17 protein-coding genes are annotated in these 16,994 nt (G+C 74.6%); 13 read left to right on the forward strand and 4 right to left on the reverse strand.

Annotated features, from left to right (window positions below; all coding sequences use genetic code 11):
* Window positions 1–21: 21 nt before the first annotated feature.
* Window positions 22–924 (reverse strand): alpha/beta fold hydrolase, encoded by a 903-nt coding sequence (locus ACZ5OX_RS15325; RefSeq protein ID WP_465630287.1) that lies wholly within the window; start codon window positions 922–924, stop codon window positions 22–24.
* A gap of 222 nt (window positions 925–1,146) precedes the next feature.
* Here ACZ5OX_RS15325 and ACZ5OX_RS15330 point away from each other — a divergent pair, with 222 nt between their 5' ends.
* The 3 genes from ACZ5OX_RS15330 (at window position 1,147) to ACZ5OX_RS15340 (ending at window position 2,636) form a co-directional block, all read left to right on the forward strand.
* The gene (locus ACZ5OX_RS15330; RefSeq protein WP_392873485.1) at window positions 1,147–1,809 is read left to right on the forward strand and encodes a TetR/AcrR family transcriptional regulator; all 663 of its coding nucleotides are present in this window, start codon (window positions 1,147–1,149) and stop codon (window positions 1,807–1,809) included.
* Window positions 1,810–1,940: 131 nt separating this feature from the next.
* Entirely contained in the window at window positions 1,941–2,168 is a 228-nt protein-coding gene (locus ACZ5OX_RS15335; protein ID WP_465630288.1) for a DUF3107 domain-containing protein, read from the forward strand.
* A 141-nt stretch (window positions 2,169–2,309) separates the two neighbouring features.
* Window positions 2,310–2,636, forward strand: a complete 327-nt coding sequence (locus ACZ5OX_RS15340) for a hypothetical protein (RefSeq protein ID WP_465630289.1) — start codon at window positions 2,310–2,312, stop codon at window positions 2,634–2,636.
* Window positions 2,637–2,659: 23 nt separating this feature from the next.
* On the opposite strand, the gene ACZ5OX_RS15345 is transcribed toward ACZ5OX_RS15340, so the two are convergent.
* Entirely contained in the window at window positions 2,660–3,388 is a 729-nt protein-coding gene (locus ACZ5OX_RS15345) for a ferritin-like fold-containing protein (protein WP_392873491.1), read from the reverse strand.
* A 687-nt stretch (window positions 3,389–4,075) separates the two neighbouring features.
* Between ACZ5OX_RS15345 and ACZ5OX_RS15350 the strand changes: the two genes are divergently transcribed.
* The 5 genes from ACZ5OX_RS15350 to ACZ5OX_RS15370 all read left to right on the forward strand — a co-directional run bounded on the left by ACZ5OX_RS15350 (window position 4,076) and on the right by ACZ5OX_RS15370 (window position 9,696).
* Window positions 4,076–6,175 carry a DEAD/DEAH box helicase gene (locus ACZ5OX_RS15350; protein WP_465630290.1) on the forward strand — a complete coding sequence of 700 codons (2,100 nt, stop codon included), beginning with the start codon at window positions 4,076–4,078 and terminating at the stop codon, window positions 6,173–6,175.
* Between the two features lie 142 nt (window positions 6,176–6,317).
* Window positions 6,318–7,193, forward strand: coding sequence for an alpha/beta fold hydrolase (locus ACZ5OX_RS15355; RefSeq protein WP_465630291.1), 876 nt, complete (start codon window positions 6,318–6,320; stop codon window positions 7,191–7,193).
* Window positions 7,194–7,633: 440 nt separating this feature from the next.
* Entirely contained in the window at window positions 7,634–7,792 is a 159-nt protein-coding gene (locus tag ACZ5OX_RS15360) for a hypothetical protein (RefSeq protein ID WP_402401893.1), read from the forward strand.
* Between the two features lie 307 nt (window positions 7,793–8,099).
* Window positions 8,100–8,738: a DUF6758 family protein gene (locus ACZ5OX_RS15365; RefSeq protein ID WP_465630292.1), complete on the forward strand. Its 639-nt coding sequence runs from the start codon at window positions 8,100–8,102 to the stop codon at window positions 8,736–8,738.
* A 97-nt stretch (window positions 8,739–8,835) separates the two neighbouring features.
* Window positions 8,836–9,696: a PHP domain-containing protein gene (locus ACZ5OX_RS15370; RefSeq protein ID WP_392873503.1), complete on the forward strand. Its 861-nt coding sequence runs from the start codon at window positions 8,836–8,838 to the stop codon at window positions 9,694–9,696.
* A gap of 138 nt (window positions 9,697–9,834) precedes the next feature.
* Here the strand turns inward: ACZ5OX_RS15370 and ACZ5OX_RS15375 are convergent, their stop codons facing one another.
* Complete coding sequence (locus tag ACZ5OX_RS15375) at window positions 9,835–10,476, reverse strand: suppressor of fused domain protein (protein WP_392873506.1); 642 nt, start codon at window positions 10,474–10,476, stop codon at window positions 9,835–9,837.
* Between the two features lie 473 nt (window positions 10,477–10,949).
* Between ACZ5OX_RS15375 and corA the strand changes: the two genes are divergently transcribed.
* A complete protein-coding gene (gene corA / locus ACZ5OX_RS15380) occupies window positions 10,950–12,071 on the forward strand; it encodes a magnesium/cobalt transporter CorA (protein ID WP_392873509.1) in 1,122 nt (373 codons plus the stop codon).
* Window positions 12,072–12,074: 3 nt separating this feature from the next.
* Here corA and ACZ5OX_RS15385 read toward each other — a convergent pair whose 3' ends face one another.
* Complete coding sequence (locus tag ACZ5OX_RS15385; RefSeq protein ID WP_449807538.1) at window positions 12,075–13,055, reverse strand: DMT family transporter; 981 nt, start codon at window positions 13,053–13,055, stop codon at window positions 12,075–12,077.
* 107 nt (window positions 13,056–13,162) lie between these two features.
* Here ACZ5OX_RS15385 and ACZ5OX_RS15390 point away from each other — a divergent pair, with 107 nt between their 5' ends.
* The 4 genes from ACZ5OX_RS15390 (at window position 13,163) to ACZ5OX_RS15405 (ending at window position 16,971) form a co-directional block, all read left to right on the forward strand.
* A complete protein-coding gene (locus ACZ5OX_RS15390) occupies window positions 13,163–13,702 on the forward strand; it encodes a hypothetical protein (protein ID WP_449790064.1) in 540 nt (179 codons plus the stop codon).
* Window positions 13,703–13,830: 128 nt separating this feature from the next.
* Window positions 13,831–15,129: a magnesium transporter MgtE N-terminal domain-containing protein gene (locus ACZ5OX_RS15395; protein ID WP_465630293.1), complete on the forward strand. Its 1,299-nt coding sequence runs from the start codon at window positions 13,831–13,833 to the stop codon at window positions 15,127–15,129.
* A gap of 76 nt (window positions 15,130–15,205) precedes the next feature.
* Window positions 15,206–15,754 (forward strand): DUF1003 domain-containing protein, encoded by a 549-nt coding sequence (locus tag ACZ5OX_RS15400; RefSeq protein WP_449790096.1) that lies wholly within the window; start codon window positions 15,206–15,208, stop codon window positions 15,752–15,754.
* A gap of 56 nt (window positions 15,755–15,810) precedes the next feature.
* Window positions 15,811–16,971 (forward strand): Mrp/NBP35 family ATP-binding protein, encoded by a 1,161-nt coding sequence (locus ACZ5OX_RS15405; RefSeq protein WP_449790066.1) that lies wholly within the window; start codon window positions 15,811–15,813, stop codon window positions 16,969–16,971.
* The last annotated feature ends 23 nt before the right edge of the window (window positions 16,972–16,994 follow it).

The raw sequence follows: 16,994 nt of genomic DNA on the forward strand, positions 1-16,994 counted from the left end.
CCCCGCGGGCGGGCCCCGGGCTCAGCCCTCGGCGTGGGCGATCAGCTCCCGCACGGCCCGGGCGACCTCCTCGGGGTGCTCCATCATCGCCACGTGCCCGGACTCGGGCAGCACCAGCAGCCGGGCGTCCGCGAACGCCGCGCAGGCGCGGCGGGCCGAGCGGTAGGAGACCAGCTTGTCGCGCAGCCCGTACACCAGCAGCACCGGCGCCGCGACCTGCTCGGCCTGCCGCCACAGCGCCTGGTCGCCGCGCTCGGTGTACGCCGAGACGATGCCGCGGGCCGAGCCGACGAGCGCCTGCATCGCGTGCGGCACCTCCAGCCGGCGCCGGTACTCGGCCACCGCCTCGGCGCGGGTCGCCGGGCTCAGACCGTCCGGGTCGCCGTAGACCAGCCGCAGCAGGTCCTCGGTGGCGGCCTCGGCGTCGCGCCCGCCCGCGGACAGCCGGCGCAGCAGAGCCGGCACCCCGGGCACCGCGAGCAGGCCGGTCGGCCAGGCGGAGCGCTGCGGGGGCAGCTCGGGCAGCGCCGGGGAGACCAGGGTGAGCCTGCGCACCAGGTCCGGTCGCAGGGCCGCGAGCCGGACGGCGACCGCCCCGCCCAGCGAGTTGCCGAACAGGTGGACCGGGCCGCGGCCGGAGGCCTCCAGGTAGCCGATCACCGCGCGGACGTGGCCGGAGACGGTGAGGTTGCCGTCGGTGGGCGGGTGGGAGCGGCCGAAGCCGGGCAGGTCCACGGCCTCGCCGTCGACGTGCCCGGAGAGCCGGTCCATCAGGGCCCCCCAGTTGGCGGCGGAGCCGCCGAGGCCGTGCACGAAGAGCCCGGGCTCGCGGCCGTCGGCGGCGCCGTCGGCGGCGGGGCGGTGCACCGCGAGCACCGCGCCGGGGACCTCGACCGTACGTACCTGCTGCTCAGCGCTGCTCATGGTGGACGATGGTAGTGAGCCTCGCCCCGCAGGCACCGGGGCGGTCCGGCCGCCGGACGCCCGCGTCCCACCACTGCCGAGGCCGAGGTCAGCGCCGTATTGTGGGCTCCTGACAACAAGGCCGACCGTCTTTTCACGCCCTCGCCGAACGCCGGCGCGGTTACCGAAAAGTAGAATCGGCCATCTTGCCAGCCGCGAACAGACCCCGAAGTGAGGAGCGCCGTGACGGCCATCCAGGAGGCGCAGGAGCGCCCGCGCGGTGCCCGCCTGCCGCGAAGCGCCCGCCGTGAACAACTGCTCGGTGCCGCCCAGGAGGTGTTCGTCGCGCAGGGCTACCACGCGGCCGCCATGGACGACATCGCCGACCGCGCCGGGGTGAGCAAGCCGGTGCTCTACCAGCACTTCCCCGGGAAGCTGGAGCTGTACCTGGCGCTGCTGGACAAGCACTGCGACGCCCTGGTCGAGTCGACCCGCGAGGCGCTGTCGACGACCAACGACAACAAGCAGCGGGTGGCCAACACCATGGAGGCGTACTTCAACTACGTCTCCAGCGAGTCCGGTGCCTTCCGGCTGGTCTTCGAGTCGGACCTGACCAACGAGCCGGCCGTGCGCGAGCGGGTCGAGAGGGCCTCCGAGGCGAGCGCGACGCTGGTCAGCAAGGTGATCCAGGAGGACACCGACCTGCCCGAGGCGGAGTCCAAGCTGCTCGCCGCCGGCGTCTGCGGCCTGGCCCAGATCACCGCCCGGTACTGGCTCTCGCAGGGCCTGGAGATCCCGCGCGACGAGGCGGTCCGGCTGGTCGCCAGCCTGTCCTGGCGCGGCCTGAAGGGCTTCCCGATGCACGCGGGCGAGCAGCCCGGCGAGGGCACCGCCCACCAGGGCTGATCCGCCGACCTTCGTCGGGCCGGGGATCCGGTGCTCTATGGTGAAGCCGTACGGCACGGTCGCCGCGAACGCTTGTCCCAGGCGGTCCGGTGCCCGTGCGTGGAGGCTGCAACCCCGGAGGGACGGAAGCCGTGGAGGTCAAGATCGGCGTGCAGAACGCGCCGCGCGAGATCGTGATCGAGAGCTCGCAGACTGCCGATGAGGTCCAGAGCGCGGTCGCGAAGGCGCTGGAGGGCTCGGAGAAGATCTTCGCGCTGTCCGACGAGCACGGCCGTCGCATCATCGTTCCGGCCGAGCGCCTGGCGTACGTGGAGATCGGCGAGCAGGCCGCCCGCAAGGTCGGCTTCGGCACCGTCTGAGACGCCGCCGCACAGGATCGTCCGGTGCCCCGTTCCCACCAGGGAGCGGGGCACCATCGCGTGTACGGGCAGGTCGGGCGGGGTACGGCGGAGGGAGCGGCACCCTCGCCGTACCGCGCCCGTTCCCCCCGGGAGGCAGCCTTGCTGGTCGAGTCGATCGCCTTCGCCCTCGTCGGCCTGGTCACGGGCGGCGCCGCCCTGCTGGCCCTGCCGGCGTACTTCCGGGCCTCCCGCGCCCTGACGCTGGGCACCGCGCTGGCGGCGGCGCTGGTCGGCGGGGTCGTCGCGCACTTCGGCGTGGACGGGCGCCAGCCCGCGGTGTCCGTCGTGGCCGCGGCGGTGGCCGCGGTCGTGCTCACCTCGCTGCTGGCCCGGCCGGACCTCGCCGCCGGGCGCGCCCCGGCGCACCGGCACCACCCGCACCACTCCGGCGCCCACCGCACGTCGCGGCGGCACCGGGCGGCCTGAGCGGGCGGGCGGGCCCGGAGCGGCTAGGACGCCAGGCCGAGGGCGGCCATCCGCCGGGTGTGCGCCTCGGTGATCCGGTTGAACATCTTGCCGACCTCGACCAGGTCGAAGCCCTGCACCTGGACACCGCCGACCAGCAGGTTGGACAGCGCGTCGCGCTCGGCGACCACCCGCTGGGCCTGGCTGAGCGCCTCGCCCATCAGCCGCCGGCCCCACAGGGCGAGCCGGCCGCCGGACCGCGGGTCGGCCTCGATCGCCTGGCGGACCTTGTCGACCGCGAACTGCGCGTGGCCGGTGTCGGACATGACGCTCAGCACCAGGTCGCGGGTGTCGTCGTCCAGCCGGACGGCCACCTCGCGGTAGAAGTCGGTCGCGATGGCGTCACCGACGTAGGCCTTGACCAGGCCCTCCAGCCAGTCCGAGGGCGCCGTCATCCGGTGGAACAGCTCCAGCGGCTCGACGAAGGGCCGCATCGCCTCCTGCGGGTCGGCGCCGATCTCGGCGAGCCGGTCGTGCAGCCGCTGGTAGTGCTGGAACTCGGCGGAGGCCATCCTGGCCAGCGCCGCCTTGTCGGCGAGGTCGGGCGCCAGCTTGGCGTCCTCGGCGAGCCGCTCGAAGGCGCTCAGCTCGCCGTACGCGAGCGCGCCGAGCAGGTCCAGTACGGCCGCCCGGTAGCCGGGGTCGGCCGAGCACGCGGCCCAGTCCCCGATCGAGCCGGCCGCCGCGTCCTGCGTCTCACCACTGGTGTCCATGACCCGCAACTTTAGTCCCGCCCCGCCGCCCCGTGCCCGGGCACGCCTGGTGACCGGTCGTACCGGCCGCTCCGGTGGCAGTTGCCGGGGGCAATGTCAGACGCGTCACGTGTTCGACTCGTCGCCTGACTGTATGGTGGTACGGAGCCCGTCGTGTTCGCATGGTGTCACCGCCGTCTCGGTACCCCGCGCGAACCCTCCGTAGCGGCACCGTCCAGCCGGACGTGTCCGCACCGGTGGCACGGGTACTCACGTACGCGGATGCCCGGTCGGAGAGCCGATCGGCTCCGACCATGGCTTGGACTTCAAGCCTTGGCACCGCATCAGTGGCCGAGCGAGGGCCGCCGAGACCACGCCCCGAGGCGGAGGTCCCGCGCAGGTCCCTCACGGGAATCCTCCCCGACGCCGCCGGCGACGCGCCCCGCACCAGGGCAGCGCGCACCGGCCGGCCGCAGGGACCGGCGCGGTTGTGCGTCCGCGCAGCTGTACCAGGGCCGCCCAGGCCCGTAGGCAGCCGCGCGGCTGCCCGCCCGCCGCTCGCTCTCGGCCCCTCCACACGGAAGAGGCAGCACCCTGTCCACCACCGCTGAACCCATCAAGACGACCTTCCGGGAACTGGGGATCCTCCCGGAGACCGCCGAGGCCCTGGAGGCCGTCGGCATCGTCCACCCCTTCCCCATCCAGGAGATGACCCTCCCGGTCGCGCTGACCGGCCACGACGTCATCGGCCAGGCCAAGACCGGCACCGGCAAGACCCTCGGCTTCGGCCTCCCGCTGATCGAGCGGGTCGTCGTGCGCGCCGACGTGGACGCCGGCCGGGCCGCCGAGGAGCAGCTCACCGACTTCCCGCAGGCGCTGATCGTCGTCCCGACCCGCGAGCTGTGCACCCAGGTCACCAACGACCTGCAGACCGCCGGCAAGGTCCGCAACGTGCGGGTCCTGGCCGTCTACGGCGGCCGGGCGTACGAGCCGCAGGTCGAGGCGCTCACCAAGGGCGTCGACATCGTGGTCGGCACCCCGGGCCGGCTGCTGGACCTCGCCGGGCAGAAGAAGCTGAACCTGTCCAAGGTCCGCGCGCTGGTCCTGGACGAGGCCGACGAGATGCTCGACCTGGGCTTCCTGCCCGACGTCGAGAAGATCATCACCATGCTGCCGGCCAAGCGGCAGACCCTGCTGTTCTCGGCCACCATGCCGGGCCAGGTCATCAGCCTCGCCCGCCGGTACATGAGCCAGCCGACCCACATCCGGGCCACCGCCCCGGACGACACCGGCACCACCGTCGCCAACATCGAGCAGCACATCTTCCGCGCGCACTCGCTCGACAAGGTCGAGATGGTCTCGCGCATCCTGCAGGCCGAGGGCCGCGGGCTGGCGATGATCTTCTGCCGCACCAAGCGCACCGCCGCCGACGTCTCCGACCAGCTGACCCAGCGCGGTTTCGCGGCCGGCGCGGTCCACGGCGACCTCGGCCAGGGCGCCCGCGAGCAGGCCCTGCGGGCCTTCCGCAACGGCAAGGTCGACGTGCTGGTCTGCACCGACGTCGCGGCCCGCGGCATCGACGTCGAGGGCGTCACGCACGTCATCAACTACCAGTGCCCCGAGGACGAGAAGACCTACCTGCACCGGATCGGCCGCACCGGCCGGGCCGGCGCCTCCGGCACCGCCGTCACCCTGGTCGACTGGGACGACATCCCGCGCTGGCAGCTGATCAACAAGGCGCTGGACCTGTCGTTCAACGACCCGGAGGAGACCTACTCCACCTCGCCGCACCTGTACGAGCTGCTGAAGATCGCGCCGGGCACCAAGGGCATCCTGCCGCGCTCGGAGCGGACCCGCGCCGGACTGGGCGCGGAGGAGGTCGAGGACCTCGGCGAGACCGGTGGACGCGGCGGCCGCTCGGGCCGCGGCAACGGTCGCGGTGGGCGCGGCGGCCAGGGCGGCTCCGGCCGTCCGGGCGCCGGTGCCGCTCCGGCCGAGGCCGAGGAGCAGAAGCCGCGCCGCACCCGTGAGCGCCGTCGCACCCGTCGCGGCTCGGTGGTCGGCGCCGAGGGCGAGGCCGCTGCCGCCGTGACCGAGGCCCCCGGGGCGGCTCCGGCCGTCGAGGGCGCCGAGGGCGAGGCCGCGCCGCGTCGTCGTCGCCGCCGCTCGCGCGGTGGTGCCTCCTCGGCCGTGGTCGAGGCCGCGGTGGCGGTCGAGGCGACTCCGGTCGCCGAGGCCGTCGTGGCCGAGGCCGTGGCGGTCGTCGAGGCCGCCGCCGAGGCGGTCGCCGAGGCTCCGGCCCCGGCGAAGAAGGCGACCCGCACCCGGACCCGCAAGCCGAAGGCGGAGGCCGTCGTGGCCGAGGCCGAGGCGGTCGTCGAGGCCGTCGCGGTCGTCGAGGCCACCGAGGCCACCGAGGCCACCGAGGCCACCGCCGAGGCCACCGAGGCTCCGGCCCCCGCCAAGAAGGCGACCCGCACCCGGACCCGCAAGCCGAAGGCGGAGGCCGTCGCGGCCGAGGCCGAGGCGGTCGTCGAGGCCGCCGCCGAGGCTCCGGCCCCGGTGAAGAAGGCCACCCGCACCCGCAAGCCGAAGGCCGAGGCCGCGGCGGAGGCCGTCGAGGCGGCTCCGGCCGCCGAGGCTCCGGCCCCGGCGAAGAAGGCCACCCGGGCCCGCAAGCCGAAGGCCGTCGCCGAGACCGCCCCGGAGGCCCCGGCCGCCGAGGCCGCCGCCGAGGCCCCGGCCCCGCGCAAGCGCACCCGGACCCGCAAGGCCGCCGCGCCCGTGGAGGCCACCCCGGAGAGCTGACACCTCCGCGCCTCCCCCGAGGGGGCGCGCCAGGCCACCCGGCCGGCGCGCCCCCTCGGGCGTTCCACGCCCTAAGCTCGGGGCGTCGGGGAGTCGCCCGAAGGACCGCAGGTCACCGGCAGGACAGCAGGGAGTACAGCCCATGAGCACGCCGCCGTTTCTGACGCTGCCCGGCTGCGCGCGGGCCGAGCGGGTGGCGACCGGGCGCGGGGAGTTCGCGGCGCTGCGGGCGGAGCCGGCCGGGCCGGTGCGCGGCTCGGCGCTGCTGGTGCCGGGGTTCACCGGCAGCAAGGAGGACTTCATCGCGCTGCTGGAGCCGCTGGCGGCCGCCGGGTACCGGGTGACGGCCGTGGACCAGCGCGGGCAGTACCAGACCGGCGGCCCGGACGACCCGGCGGCGTACGGTGTCGGGGCGCTCGGGGCGGACGTGCGGGCGCTCACCGAGGCGCTGGCGGCCGACGGCACCCCGCCGCACCTGCTGGGGCACTCCTTCGGCGGCCAGGTGGTGCGCGAGGCGGTGCTCGCCGCGGCGGCCGAGGGCCCGCTGCCCTGGCGGTCGCTGACGCTGGTGTCCACCGGCCCGGGCGCGATCGACCCGGCCGAGGCGGCCCGCACCGAGCTGCTGCTGGACGCCCTGCGGGTGATGGACCTGGAGCAGATCTGGCAGGTGATGCGGCAGCTGGAGGCGGAGAGCGGGCAGCCGCGGCCGAGCCTGGAGCCGGCCGTCGCGGAGTTCCTGCACCGGCGTTGGCTGGCCAACGTGCCGCGGGCGCTGTCCGTCACCGGCGGCCACCTGGTGTCCGCGCCGGACCGGGTGGCGGAGCTGGCCGCCGCCACCGCCGGGCTGCCGGTGCTGGTGCTGTCCGGGGTGCGGGACTACGCCTGGCCGGTGCCGGAGCAGACCGCGATGGCCGAGCGCCTGGGCGCCCGCCGGGTGGTGGTCGCGGACGCCGGCCACTCCCCCAACGCCGAGCAGCCGGCCGCCACGGCCGAGGCGCTGGCCGCGTTCTGGGCCTGACGGTTCCGGACCTGACGTTTCCGGGCCCGACGCCGCCCGCGCGGACGCGTGCCGGCCGGGGCCGGTTCCGCCGCCCCGCCAATAGTGGTCTGTACCACTTCCGCAACTTCGATCGGCTTCAACGGAGGACAAAATTCGTTAGTTACGGTAATCTTTGATTCTGTCCGGGAATCATCGCCGGCCTCCACTTCGGCGCGGAGCACCCGAAACCCGGACTTCACGGGCGGGCAACGCCCCGGTAGCACCGCCACCTCACCGTGGTTCACGAGGCACTGGACGCACCAGGCAAGCAAGGGGGGCCCTTGCCGCAGCAGACCGCCGCACGCGCGACGACGAACCGCCCGGTCCGGCCGCACCGCCGGACCCGAACGACCCCGAAAGAGCTGATACCCACTCAGCCGCGACCGCCCCGCCCCGCGGGGCCAGGAATGGAGACGCCCATGACGAAGACCATGCGCTTCGAGATCGTCCGACTCGACGACGTCAACGGTTCCGCCGCCGACCGCCTGATCGCCGACGCCGCCACCGTGCGCGAGGTCGTCGACGCCGCCGCCCGCACCGGCGAGCGCCTGCTCATCCGCCCGTGCCCGACCGTCTGACCGAGCGCGGCGCCCGCTCCGCGGAGCCCCCAGCCGCCGCCGACGAGCCGGGAGCGTCCGATCCGGACGTCCCGATACCCGACTGACGCCCCGTCACCGCATTGGCCGATGACGGGGCGTCAGTGTGTCCGGGGCCGGAACCCCGGACGTTTGCCGCCGCCCGGTACGGGACATCCCCCAACGGGAACCGCCCGCGACCGCCCACCCGGTGCCGGTCCGGGCGTCCGCCACCGACAGGTGCCGCCGAGCCCTCCGTACGGGTGATCGTCCTTGACGCGGCGGTCCGGAGGGAGGAGCGTTGACGGCTATGAGGGGCGAGCCAAGCTGCCCGAGGTGCGCCGGTCGGGTCCGCGCCCCCGGTCTGTTCTCAGACACCTGGCAGTGCGACCGGCACGGAGCGGTGCACCCGATGCAGCCGGTGCTGCCCCCGAGTGTGGAGGCCCTCGGCGTCGCCGTCGCCCGCTCCCAGGTCCCGGTCTGGCTGCCCTGGCCGCTCCCGGTCGGCTGGCTCTACACCGGCATCGCCCACGTCGGCGACGACGTCTCGGGCGCCCGGGCCACCGCCGTCGCCTGCTCCGGGCCGGCCCCGCTCGGCGGCTTCGGCGAGCTGGTGCTGGTCGCCGAGGAGTTGGGGGTCGGCCTCGGCGCCCGCTACGCGGGCCTGCCGGGGCCTGACCCGGGCGACTCCGTCGGCCTCTACAAGCCCGCCGACGCCAAGCTGATGGCCGCCGGGCGGCCCACCCCGATGTTCCACGTCCCGGACGCCCCGGCCGACCGCGCGGTGTTCGTCGGCGAGGCCCGCGGGCTCTGGCTGTGGGCGGTCGCCTGGCCCGAGCAGTCCGCGCTGGTCATGTACGACGAACTGGTGCTCACCGACCTGCGCGATGCCGGCGCCGAACTGGACCTGCTGCCCTGCGGGGCGCTCACGCCCCGGCTGCTCGGCTGACGGCCGTCCCGCGGGCCGGGTCCGTCCGGACCCGTGGGACGGCGCCGTCCGCTGGCCTATCCTGGGCGGCACCCACGAGCCCCCGGGAGTCCGATCCGTGCGCATCGACCTGCACGCCCACAGCAACGCCTCCGACGGCACCGACAGCCCGGCCGAGCTGGTCGCGGCGGCCGTCGCCGCGGACCTCGACGTGGTGGCGCTGACCGACCACGACACCGTGGCCGGCCACGCCGAGGCCGCCGGGGCGGTGCGCGCGCTGCCCGAGGGCACCCGGCTGACCGTCGTCCCGGGCGCCGAGCTGTCCTGCGTCGTGGACGGCATCAGCATGCACCTGCTGGCGTACCTGTTCGACCCCGCGGAGCCGGAGTTCGCGCGCGAGCGGGACCTGGTGCGCACCGACCGGTTCCGGCGCGGGCGGGCGATCGTGGAGCGCTGCCGGGAACTCGGCGCGGACATCAGCTGGGAGCAGGTGGAGCGGATCGCCGGGTCCGGCTCGGTCGGACGGCCGCACATCGCCAGCGCGCTGGTCGAGGCGGGCGTGGTGGCAACCGTCTCGGACGCCTTCACCGCCGACTGGCTGGCCAACGGCGGGCGGGCGGACGTCCGCAAGCACGAGACCGACCCGGTCGCGGCGGTCCGGCTGGTCCGGGGCGCCGGCGGGGTGCCGGTGTTCGCCCACCCGGGCGCGGTCAAGCGCGGCCGGACGGTCTCCGACCAGGTGATCGCCGACCTCGCGGCGGCCGGGCTGGCCGGGCTGGAGGTCGACCACACCGACCACGACGAGGAGACCAGGGTGCGGCTGCGCGGCCTGGCCGGCGAGCTGGGCCTGCTGGTCACCGGCTCCAGCGACTACCACGGCTCCCGCAAGACCGTCCGGCTCGGCGAGCACACCACCGACCCGCAGGTGTACGAGGCGCTGCTGGCGCAGGCCACCGGCGCGAAGCCGATCGGGCGCTGAGCCGACGCGGGCCTCGCGCGACGAGCGCGGGACCAGGGGACCATGAGTCCCCTGGTCCCGCGTTCCGGCGTTTCGAAGCGCGTAGCGGGCGCACGGACCGGCCCGCACGCCCCGCCTGACCGGGCGTCAGCCGGCCGGTCAGTCCAGCCGGACGCCGCGCCGCTGCGGGTCGCGCAGGTCGGTGCCCTGGTCGAGCCAGCGCTCCTGGAGCGCGGCCGCGCCGTGCACCCGCTTCCAGCCCGCCTCGTTGGGCGTCATCGGCAGCAGCGGCAGGAAGCGCACCGGGTCGGCCGGGTCGGCCAGTTCCAGGTCCTCGACCAGGCCGCCCGGTTCGGCCGCGAGCACCGAGGTGAAGGGCGCGCCGTCCCAGAGCGGGGAGCCGAGGTCCAGCGAGCCGCCCGGGGCCACCACCAGGCCCTCGACCTGCGGGGTGGCGGCGAAGGTGGCCAGGGTGCGCAGCACGCTGTCCTGCCCGCCGCGGACGGTCAGCACCAGTTCGGCGCGCGGGCCGCGCAGTTGGTCGGCGACCGGCGCGGTCGGGTCGGCCATCGGCGCGGCGGACATGCCGAGCGTCGCGTACCGCACCAGGCCCGCGGCGTCCGGCCCGAAGCGCAGCACCTCGATCCGGTCGGCGCCGAGGAAGGTGACGGCGGCGCGGCCGCCCGGCTCGCCGAAGGTGGAGATCAGCCGGGCCTCGACGGCGGCCAGCACCGCCTCCCGGGAGAGCTCCGGGGAGTTGCCGCCGTGGGGGTCGCCGAAGAGCGGGAAGTCGTGCGCCATGCCGGTGAGCGTAACCCCCGGGGGTTCACGGGTCGCGCGGGGGCGGGCCGCAGGGGCCCGTGGGCGGCATGGAGGCCCGCCCGGTCGGGGCCGCGCCAGGGTCCCGTAAAGCCTTGGGAAACCTCCGGGAACCCCTCGGCTGCGACGCCCGGTCAGATGTTAGGGTGAGCGACTGGCCACCGGGATCGTTTCGTCCCGGGGCGGCGGCGCGAAGGAGGTGGTTGCGGTGGATACCGGCCGACCATGCAGTACCGGCAGCTCTGCCCGGCCCCGACTTCCCCGTACCCCTCGCCCCGCAGGCCCAACCGGCTGAATCAGCCGCGGTAGCCCCGGGCGCGGGCCCCACGACGGACGGACCGGCCGGGAGAGCACTCTCATCCCCCGTTTCACCGGTGTTCTCCGCCGTCGTACCGCGGCCGAACGTTTCTCCTTCCGTGCCGCCGCGCGACGGTTCCTGCCTCTGGGAGCCTGTCATGTCGATGATCAACAGCCTGCGCGCCGCCGTCCGCACCAACCGCCGCCGCGGCGCGGCCGGCGTCTACGGCGTCCTGCCCGAGGACGCCGCCTCGGCGGTCGTGGACTGCGCGGTCTACCAGCACGGCAAGCGCAGGGGCGAGACGTGCAGCCCGCGCGAGGCCGCCCACCGGGTCAGGGCCGCCCACCTGCTCCCCGAGGGCGAGGGCTCGTTCAGCTGGATCGGCCTGCACGAGCCGACCGAGGCCGAGTTCGCGGGGATCGCCCAGCGCTTCGGCCTGCACCCGCTCGCGGTCGAGGACGCGGTGCACGCGCACCAGCGGCCGAAGGTCGAGCGCTACGACGACGTGTTGTTCGCCGTCTTCAAGACCATCCGCTACGTGGAGCACGACCAGCTCACGCCCACCAGCGAGGTGGTGGAGACGGGCGAGCTGATGGTCTTCGCCGGCCGGGACTTCGTGATCACCGTCCGGCACGGCGGCCACGGCTCGCTGCAGGAGCTGCGCCACCGGCTGGAGGCGGACGCGGACGAGGCGGGGCTGCTCGCCAAGGGCCCGTCGGCGGTGCTGCACGCGATCGCCGACCACGTCGTGGACAACTACCTGCTGGTCGCCGAGCGGCTCCAGAACGACGTGGACGAGATCGAGTACGGCGTCTTCTCGGCCAAGGGCGGGCGCAGCGCCGACGTCGGCCGGGTCTACCAACTCAAGCGCGAGGTACTGGAGTTCAAGCGTGCGGTGGTGCCGCTGCTGCGCCCGATGCAGCAGTTGTCGGAGCCGCTCCAGCGGCTGGTGGACCCGGACATCCAGAAGTACTTCCGGGACGTCGCCGACCACCTGGCGCGGGTCGCCGAGCAGGTGCACGGCTTCGACGAGCTGCTGAACTCGCTGCTGCAGGCGAACCTGGCGCAGGTCTCGGTGGCGCAGAACGAGGACATGCGCAAGATCACCGCCTGGGCGGCGATCTTCGCGGTGCCCACCATGATCACCGGCGTCTACGGCATGAACTTCGAGTACATGCCCGAGCTGCACCACAAGTACGGCTATCCGACGGTGCTCGGCGCGATCGTGCTGATCTGCTTCGGGATGTACCGGGGCTTCCGCCGCAACGGCTGGCTCTGACGGCTACCTGCGCCCGCCGCGGGCGACCAGGACGAGGCCGAGCAGGATCAGCACCACCGCCGGGTAGGCGGCCGCCGGGGGCCACTGGCCCAGCCAGAGGGCGGCGATCAGCGCCGCGCCCGGGGTCTCCAGCAGGATCGCGGTGGAGGTGATCGACGGCCCGAGGTTGCGCACCACGCGGTTGCTCAGCGAGTGGCCGAGCAGCTGGGCGGTGACCATCAGCAGCACGATCTGCCACCAGGCCCCGGCCGGCCACCCGGCCAGCGGCGTCCCGGCGACCAGGCAGATCCCCAGCAGCACCGCCGCCGTGGTGGCGTAGCAGACCAGGGTGTACGCGGTGGTGCTGACGGTCCTGCGGACCTCGGCGCCCAGCAGCATGTACCCGGCCGAGGCCAGGCCGGCGGCGAGCGCGAGCGCGTCGCCGAGCAGCGCGCGCGGGGAGAGCGAGAGGTCCACGCCGGTCAGCACCAGCACCCCGGCGAAGGCGACGACGGTGCCGAGCCAGACCAGCCGCGGCGCCCGGACGCCCATCAGCCGCATCAGCAGGATGGTCCACAGCGGGGTGGTGGTGACCAGGGCGGTGGCCGAGGCCACCGAGGTCATCCGCAGGCTGGGCATCCAGAGCGCGAAGTGCACGGCGAGCAGCGCCCCGGCGGCCACCGCGAGCAGCAGCGCCCGCCGGCCGATCCCGCGCAGCTCGGCGCGGTGGCGCAGCAGCGCGTACGGGCCGAGGACGCCGACCGACATGACGTTGCGCCACAGGGCGATCGCCAGCGCGGGCGCGGCGGTGGCGCTGATCAGCGGGCCGGACAGCGAGATGCCGCCGATCGAGACGGCGAGCAGCAGCAGGTCGAGGGTGGGGAGCGGGTGTGCCGGGCCCGGGTCGGCGGTCGCGGGGGCGGCGGTCGGGGTGGTGGCGGCGGCGGTCGCGGGCCGGGCGGCGGGCACGGCGCTCCTTGCTGGTCGCGGGGGTGGGGCCGTCATACGGTAAGGCCCGTGGCGGCGCAATGGAACTGTCGCCCGGGGGCTGAGACGTCCGGGGCCTCCCGGCCGCGCCACGGGACGGGCCCACTGGCCGTACGCTGTCCGCCATGGACCGTACGCCCGCCGCCGCGACCGCCGACGACTTCCTCGACCAGGCCCTGCTGGAGGAGGCCGCGAAGAAGTCGGGCCTGCTCTGGGTGCGCGCGGAGGGGCAGGAGCACGCCCGGCCGCTGTGGCACGCCTGGCACGACGGCGCGGTCGTCGTGGTCGGCGGGGGCGGCGAGCAGCCGCTGCACGGCCTGGAGCCCGGCGCCGGTGCCGTGGTGACCGTCCGCAGCAAGGACAAGGGCGGCCGGCTGACCGGCTGGAGCGCCCGGGTCGTCGAGCCGGCCCCGGACAGCGAGGCCTGGCTGGGCGCCGTCGAGGAGCTCAAGGGCAAGCGGCTGAACGCGCCCGACACCGACGCCATCGCCGCCCGCTGGGCCCGCGAGTGCCGGGTGCTGCGGCTGGAGCCGGTCGGCCCGCTCACCGAGCGCCCCGGGGCGATGCCGGACGGCTCGCACGTCGCGCAGCCGCTGCCCACCCCGGCCACCACCCGCCGCCCGATCCCGGCCGGCCTGCCCAAACTGCTGTTCAAGCGCCGTTAAAGCTTCACGCCCAGGACTCGTCCGACGGCTACCGTGCCTCCCGGCCGGGCCCGGAACACGCGGGTAGCCTTGGCCGCGGGTGCGCCCCCGGCGCCCCCGGTACGGCGTCGAGCGAGTCGAGGGAGTCCATGGCAGGGCCAGGCACCCGGGTCTTCATCTCCCATCTGTCCGCCATCGCGGTCTTCGACCCGAACGGCGACCAGGTCGGCCGGGTCCGGGACGTGGTCGTGTCGCTGCGGCTCGGCGGCCGCCCGCCGCGCGTGCTCGGCCTGGTGGTCGAGGTGGTCGGCCGGCGCCGGATCTTCCTGCCGATGACCCGGGTGACCAGCCTGGAGTCCGGCCAGGTGCTCACCACCGGCGTGATCAACCTGCGCCGCTTCGAGCAGCGCCCGTCCGAGACCCTGGTGCTCGCCGAGCTGCTGGACCGCACCGTCACCTGGTCCAAGACCGGCGAGGACGTCACCGTGCTGGACGTCGGCATGGTGCAGACCCGGCTGCGCGAGTGGGAGATCAGCAAGGTCTTCGTGCAGGTCGGCCGGGCCGGCCGGCTGCGCAAGGGCAAGGGCGAGCGGCTCACCCTGGACTGGCAGGACGTCACCGGCTTCTCGCTGCCCGAGCAGGACCAGGGCGCGGCCAACCTGCTCGCCACCTTCGAGCAGCTGCGCCCCGCCGACCTCGCCAGCGTGCTGCACCACCTGTCCGCCAAGCGCCGCGCCGAGGTGGCCGCCGCCCTCGACGACGAGCGGCTGGCCGACGTCCTTGAGGAGCTGCCCGAGGACGACCAGGTCGAGATCATCGGCAAGCTCCAGGAGGAGCGCGCCGCCGACGTCCTGGAGGCGATGGACCCGGACGACGCCGCCGACCTGCTCTCCGAGCTGCCCGGTGAGGAGGCCGAGCGGCTGCTCCAGCTGATGGAGCCGGACGAGGCCGCGCCGGTGCGCCGCCTGCTGACGTACGAGGAGGACACCGCCGGTGGTCTGATGACCACCGAGCCGATCGTGCTGGAGCCGGACGACACGGTCGCCGAGGCGCTGGCGAGGGTCCGGGTCAGCGACCACAAGCCCGCCCTGGCCGCGCAGGTCTTCGTCTGCCGTCCGCCGAACGAGACCCCGACCGGCCGCTACCTGGGCACCGTGCACTTCCAGCGGCTGCTGCGCGAGCCCCCGTACGTCCTGGTCGGCTCGCTGCTGGACGACGACCTGGACCCGCTGCCGCCGGACACCCCGCTGTCGCTGATCACCAGCTACCTGGCGACCTACAACCTGGTCGCCGCGCCGGTCGTGGACGAGGCCGACCACCTGCTCGGGGCGGTGACCGTCGACGACGTGCTCGACCACCTGCTGCCGGAGGACTGGCGCGACGCCGCGACGCACCCCGGCGACGACACCCACCAGGACGACAGGGAAGGGGTGACCGGTGGACGGTGACCGCAACGGCCGGACGGACGACTCCGCGCGCCGGCGCCTCCAGGGCGAACTGCGCCGGCTGCGGCAGCTGCGCGAGCTGCGCACCCGCGAGGGCGGCCGGGACCGGCGCGCCGACACCGCGCCGATCACCGGCACCGGCCGCGCCCGGCTCGACCAGCCGCGCACCGCGCGCCCCGGCCTGATCACGCTGCCCTCCTACGATCCGGAGGCGTTCGGCGTCCTGTCCGAGCGGATCGCCCGCTTCCTCGGCACCGGGCGGTTCATCGTCTGGATGACGGTGGTGGTCGTCGTCTGGATAGCGTGGAACACCCTCCTGCCGACGAGCGTGCGCTTCGACGAGTACCCGTTCATCTTCCTGACCCTGGCGCTGTCCCTGCAGGCCTCGTACGCGGCCCCGCTGATCCTGCTGGCGCAGAACCGCCAGGACAACCGGGACCGGGTCAACATGGAGCAGGACCGGGCCCGCAGCGACCGCAACATCGCCGACACCGAGTACCTGACCCGCGAGGTCGCGGCCCTGCGGCACGGGCTCGGCGAGGTCGCCACCCGGGACTTCATCCGGTCCGAACTCCAGTCCCTGCTCAAGGAGATCGACGAGCGCCGGGAGGCCCCCGAACCGCTGTGACCCTCGGCACGCTACCGACGGGTCAACGACTTCGCCGGGCGCCGTACCATCAAGGCATGGCCAACGAGACAGAGGTCGCGGCCGGCGTCACGGAGGAGTCCGTACGCCAGGCGCTGGCGACCGTCAACGACCCGGAGATCAACCGCCCGATCACCGAGATCGGCATGGTGAAATCGGTCGGGATCGCCGAGGACGGCGCGGTGCGCGTCGCGGTCTACCTGACGGTCTCCGGCTGCCCGATGCGCGACACCATCGTCACCCGGGTGCGCGAGGCGGTCGGGAAGGTCCCCGGCGTGACCGGCGTCGAGGTCGAGCTCGACGTGATGAGCGACGAGCAGCGCAAGGAGCTGTCCCAGCTGCTGCGCGGCGGCGCCCCCGAGCGGGAGATCCCGTTCGCCAAGCCGGGCACCCTGACCCGGGTCTACGCCGTCGCCTCCGGCAAGGGCGGCGTCGGCAAGTCCTCGGTGACCGTCAACCTGGCGGCCGCGATGGCCGCCGACGGCCTGAAGGTCGCCGTGGTGGACGCCGACATCTACGGCCACAGCGTGCCGCGCATGCTGGGCGTCGACGGCCGGCCGACCCAGGTCCAGGACATGATCATGCCGCCGCAGGCGAACGGCGTGAAGGTCATCTCGATCGGCATGTTCACCCCGGGCAACGCCCCGGTGGTCTGGCGCGGCCCGATGCTGCACCGCGCGCTCCAGCAGTTCCTCGCCGACGTGTACTGGGGCGACCTGGACGTGCTGCTGCTGGACCTGCCGCCCGGCACCGGCGACATCGCGATCTCGGTGGCCCAGCTGGTCCCCAACGCGGAGATCCTGATCGTCACCACCCCGCAGATGGCCGCCGCCGAGGTGGCCGAGCGGGCCGGCACCATCGCGGTGCAGACCCACCAGAAGATCGTCGGCGTGATCGAGAACATGTCCGGCATGCCGTGCCCGCACTGCGACGAGATGATCGACGTCTTCGGCACCGGCGGCGGCCAGACCGTCGCGGACGCGCTCACCCGCACCGTCGGCGCGACCGTCCCGGTGCTCGGCTCGATCCCGATCGACGTGCGGCTGCGCGAGGGCGGCGACGACGGCCGCCCGGTCGTGCTCGCCGCGCCCGACTCCCCGGCCGGCGCCGCCCTGCGCGCGGTGGCCGGCAAGCTCGGCGGCCGCCAGCGCGGGCTGTCCGGGATGTCGCTGGGCCTGACGCCCAAGAACAAGTTCTGAGGCCGTGACTGACGGAGGGCCGG

The sequence above is a fragment of the Kitasatospora sp. NPDC032121 genome (genome assembly GCF_055580145.1).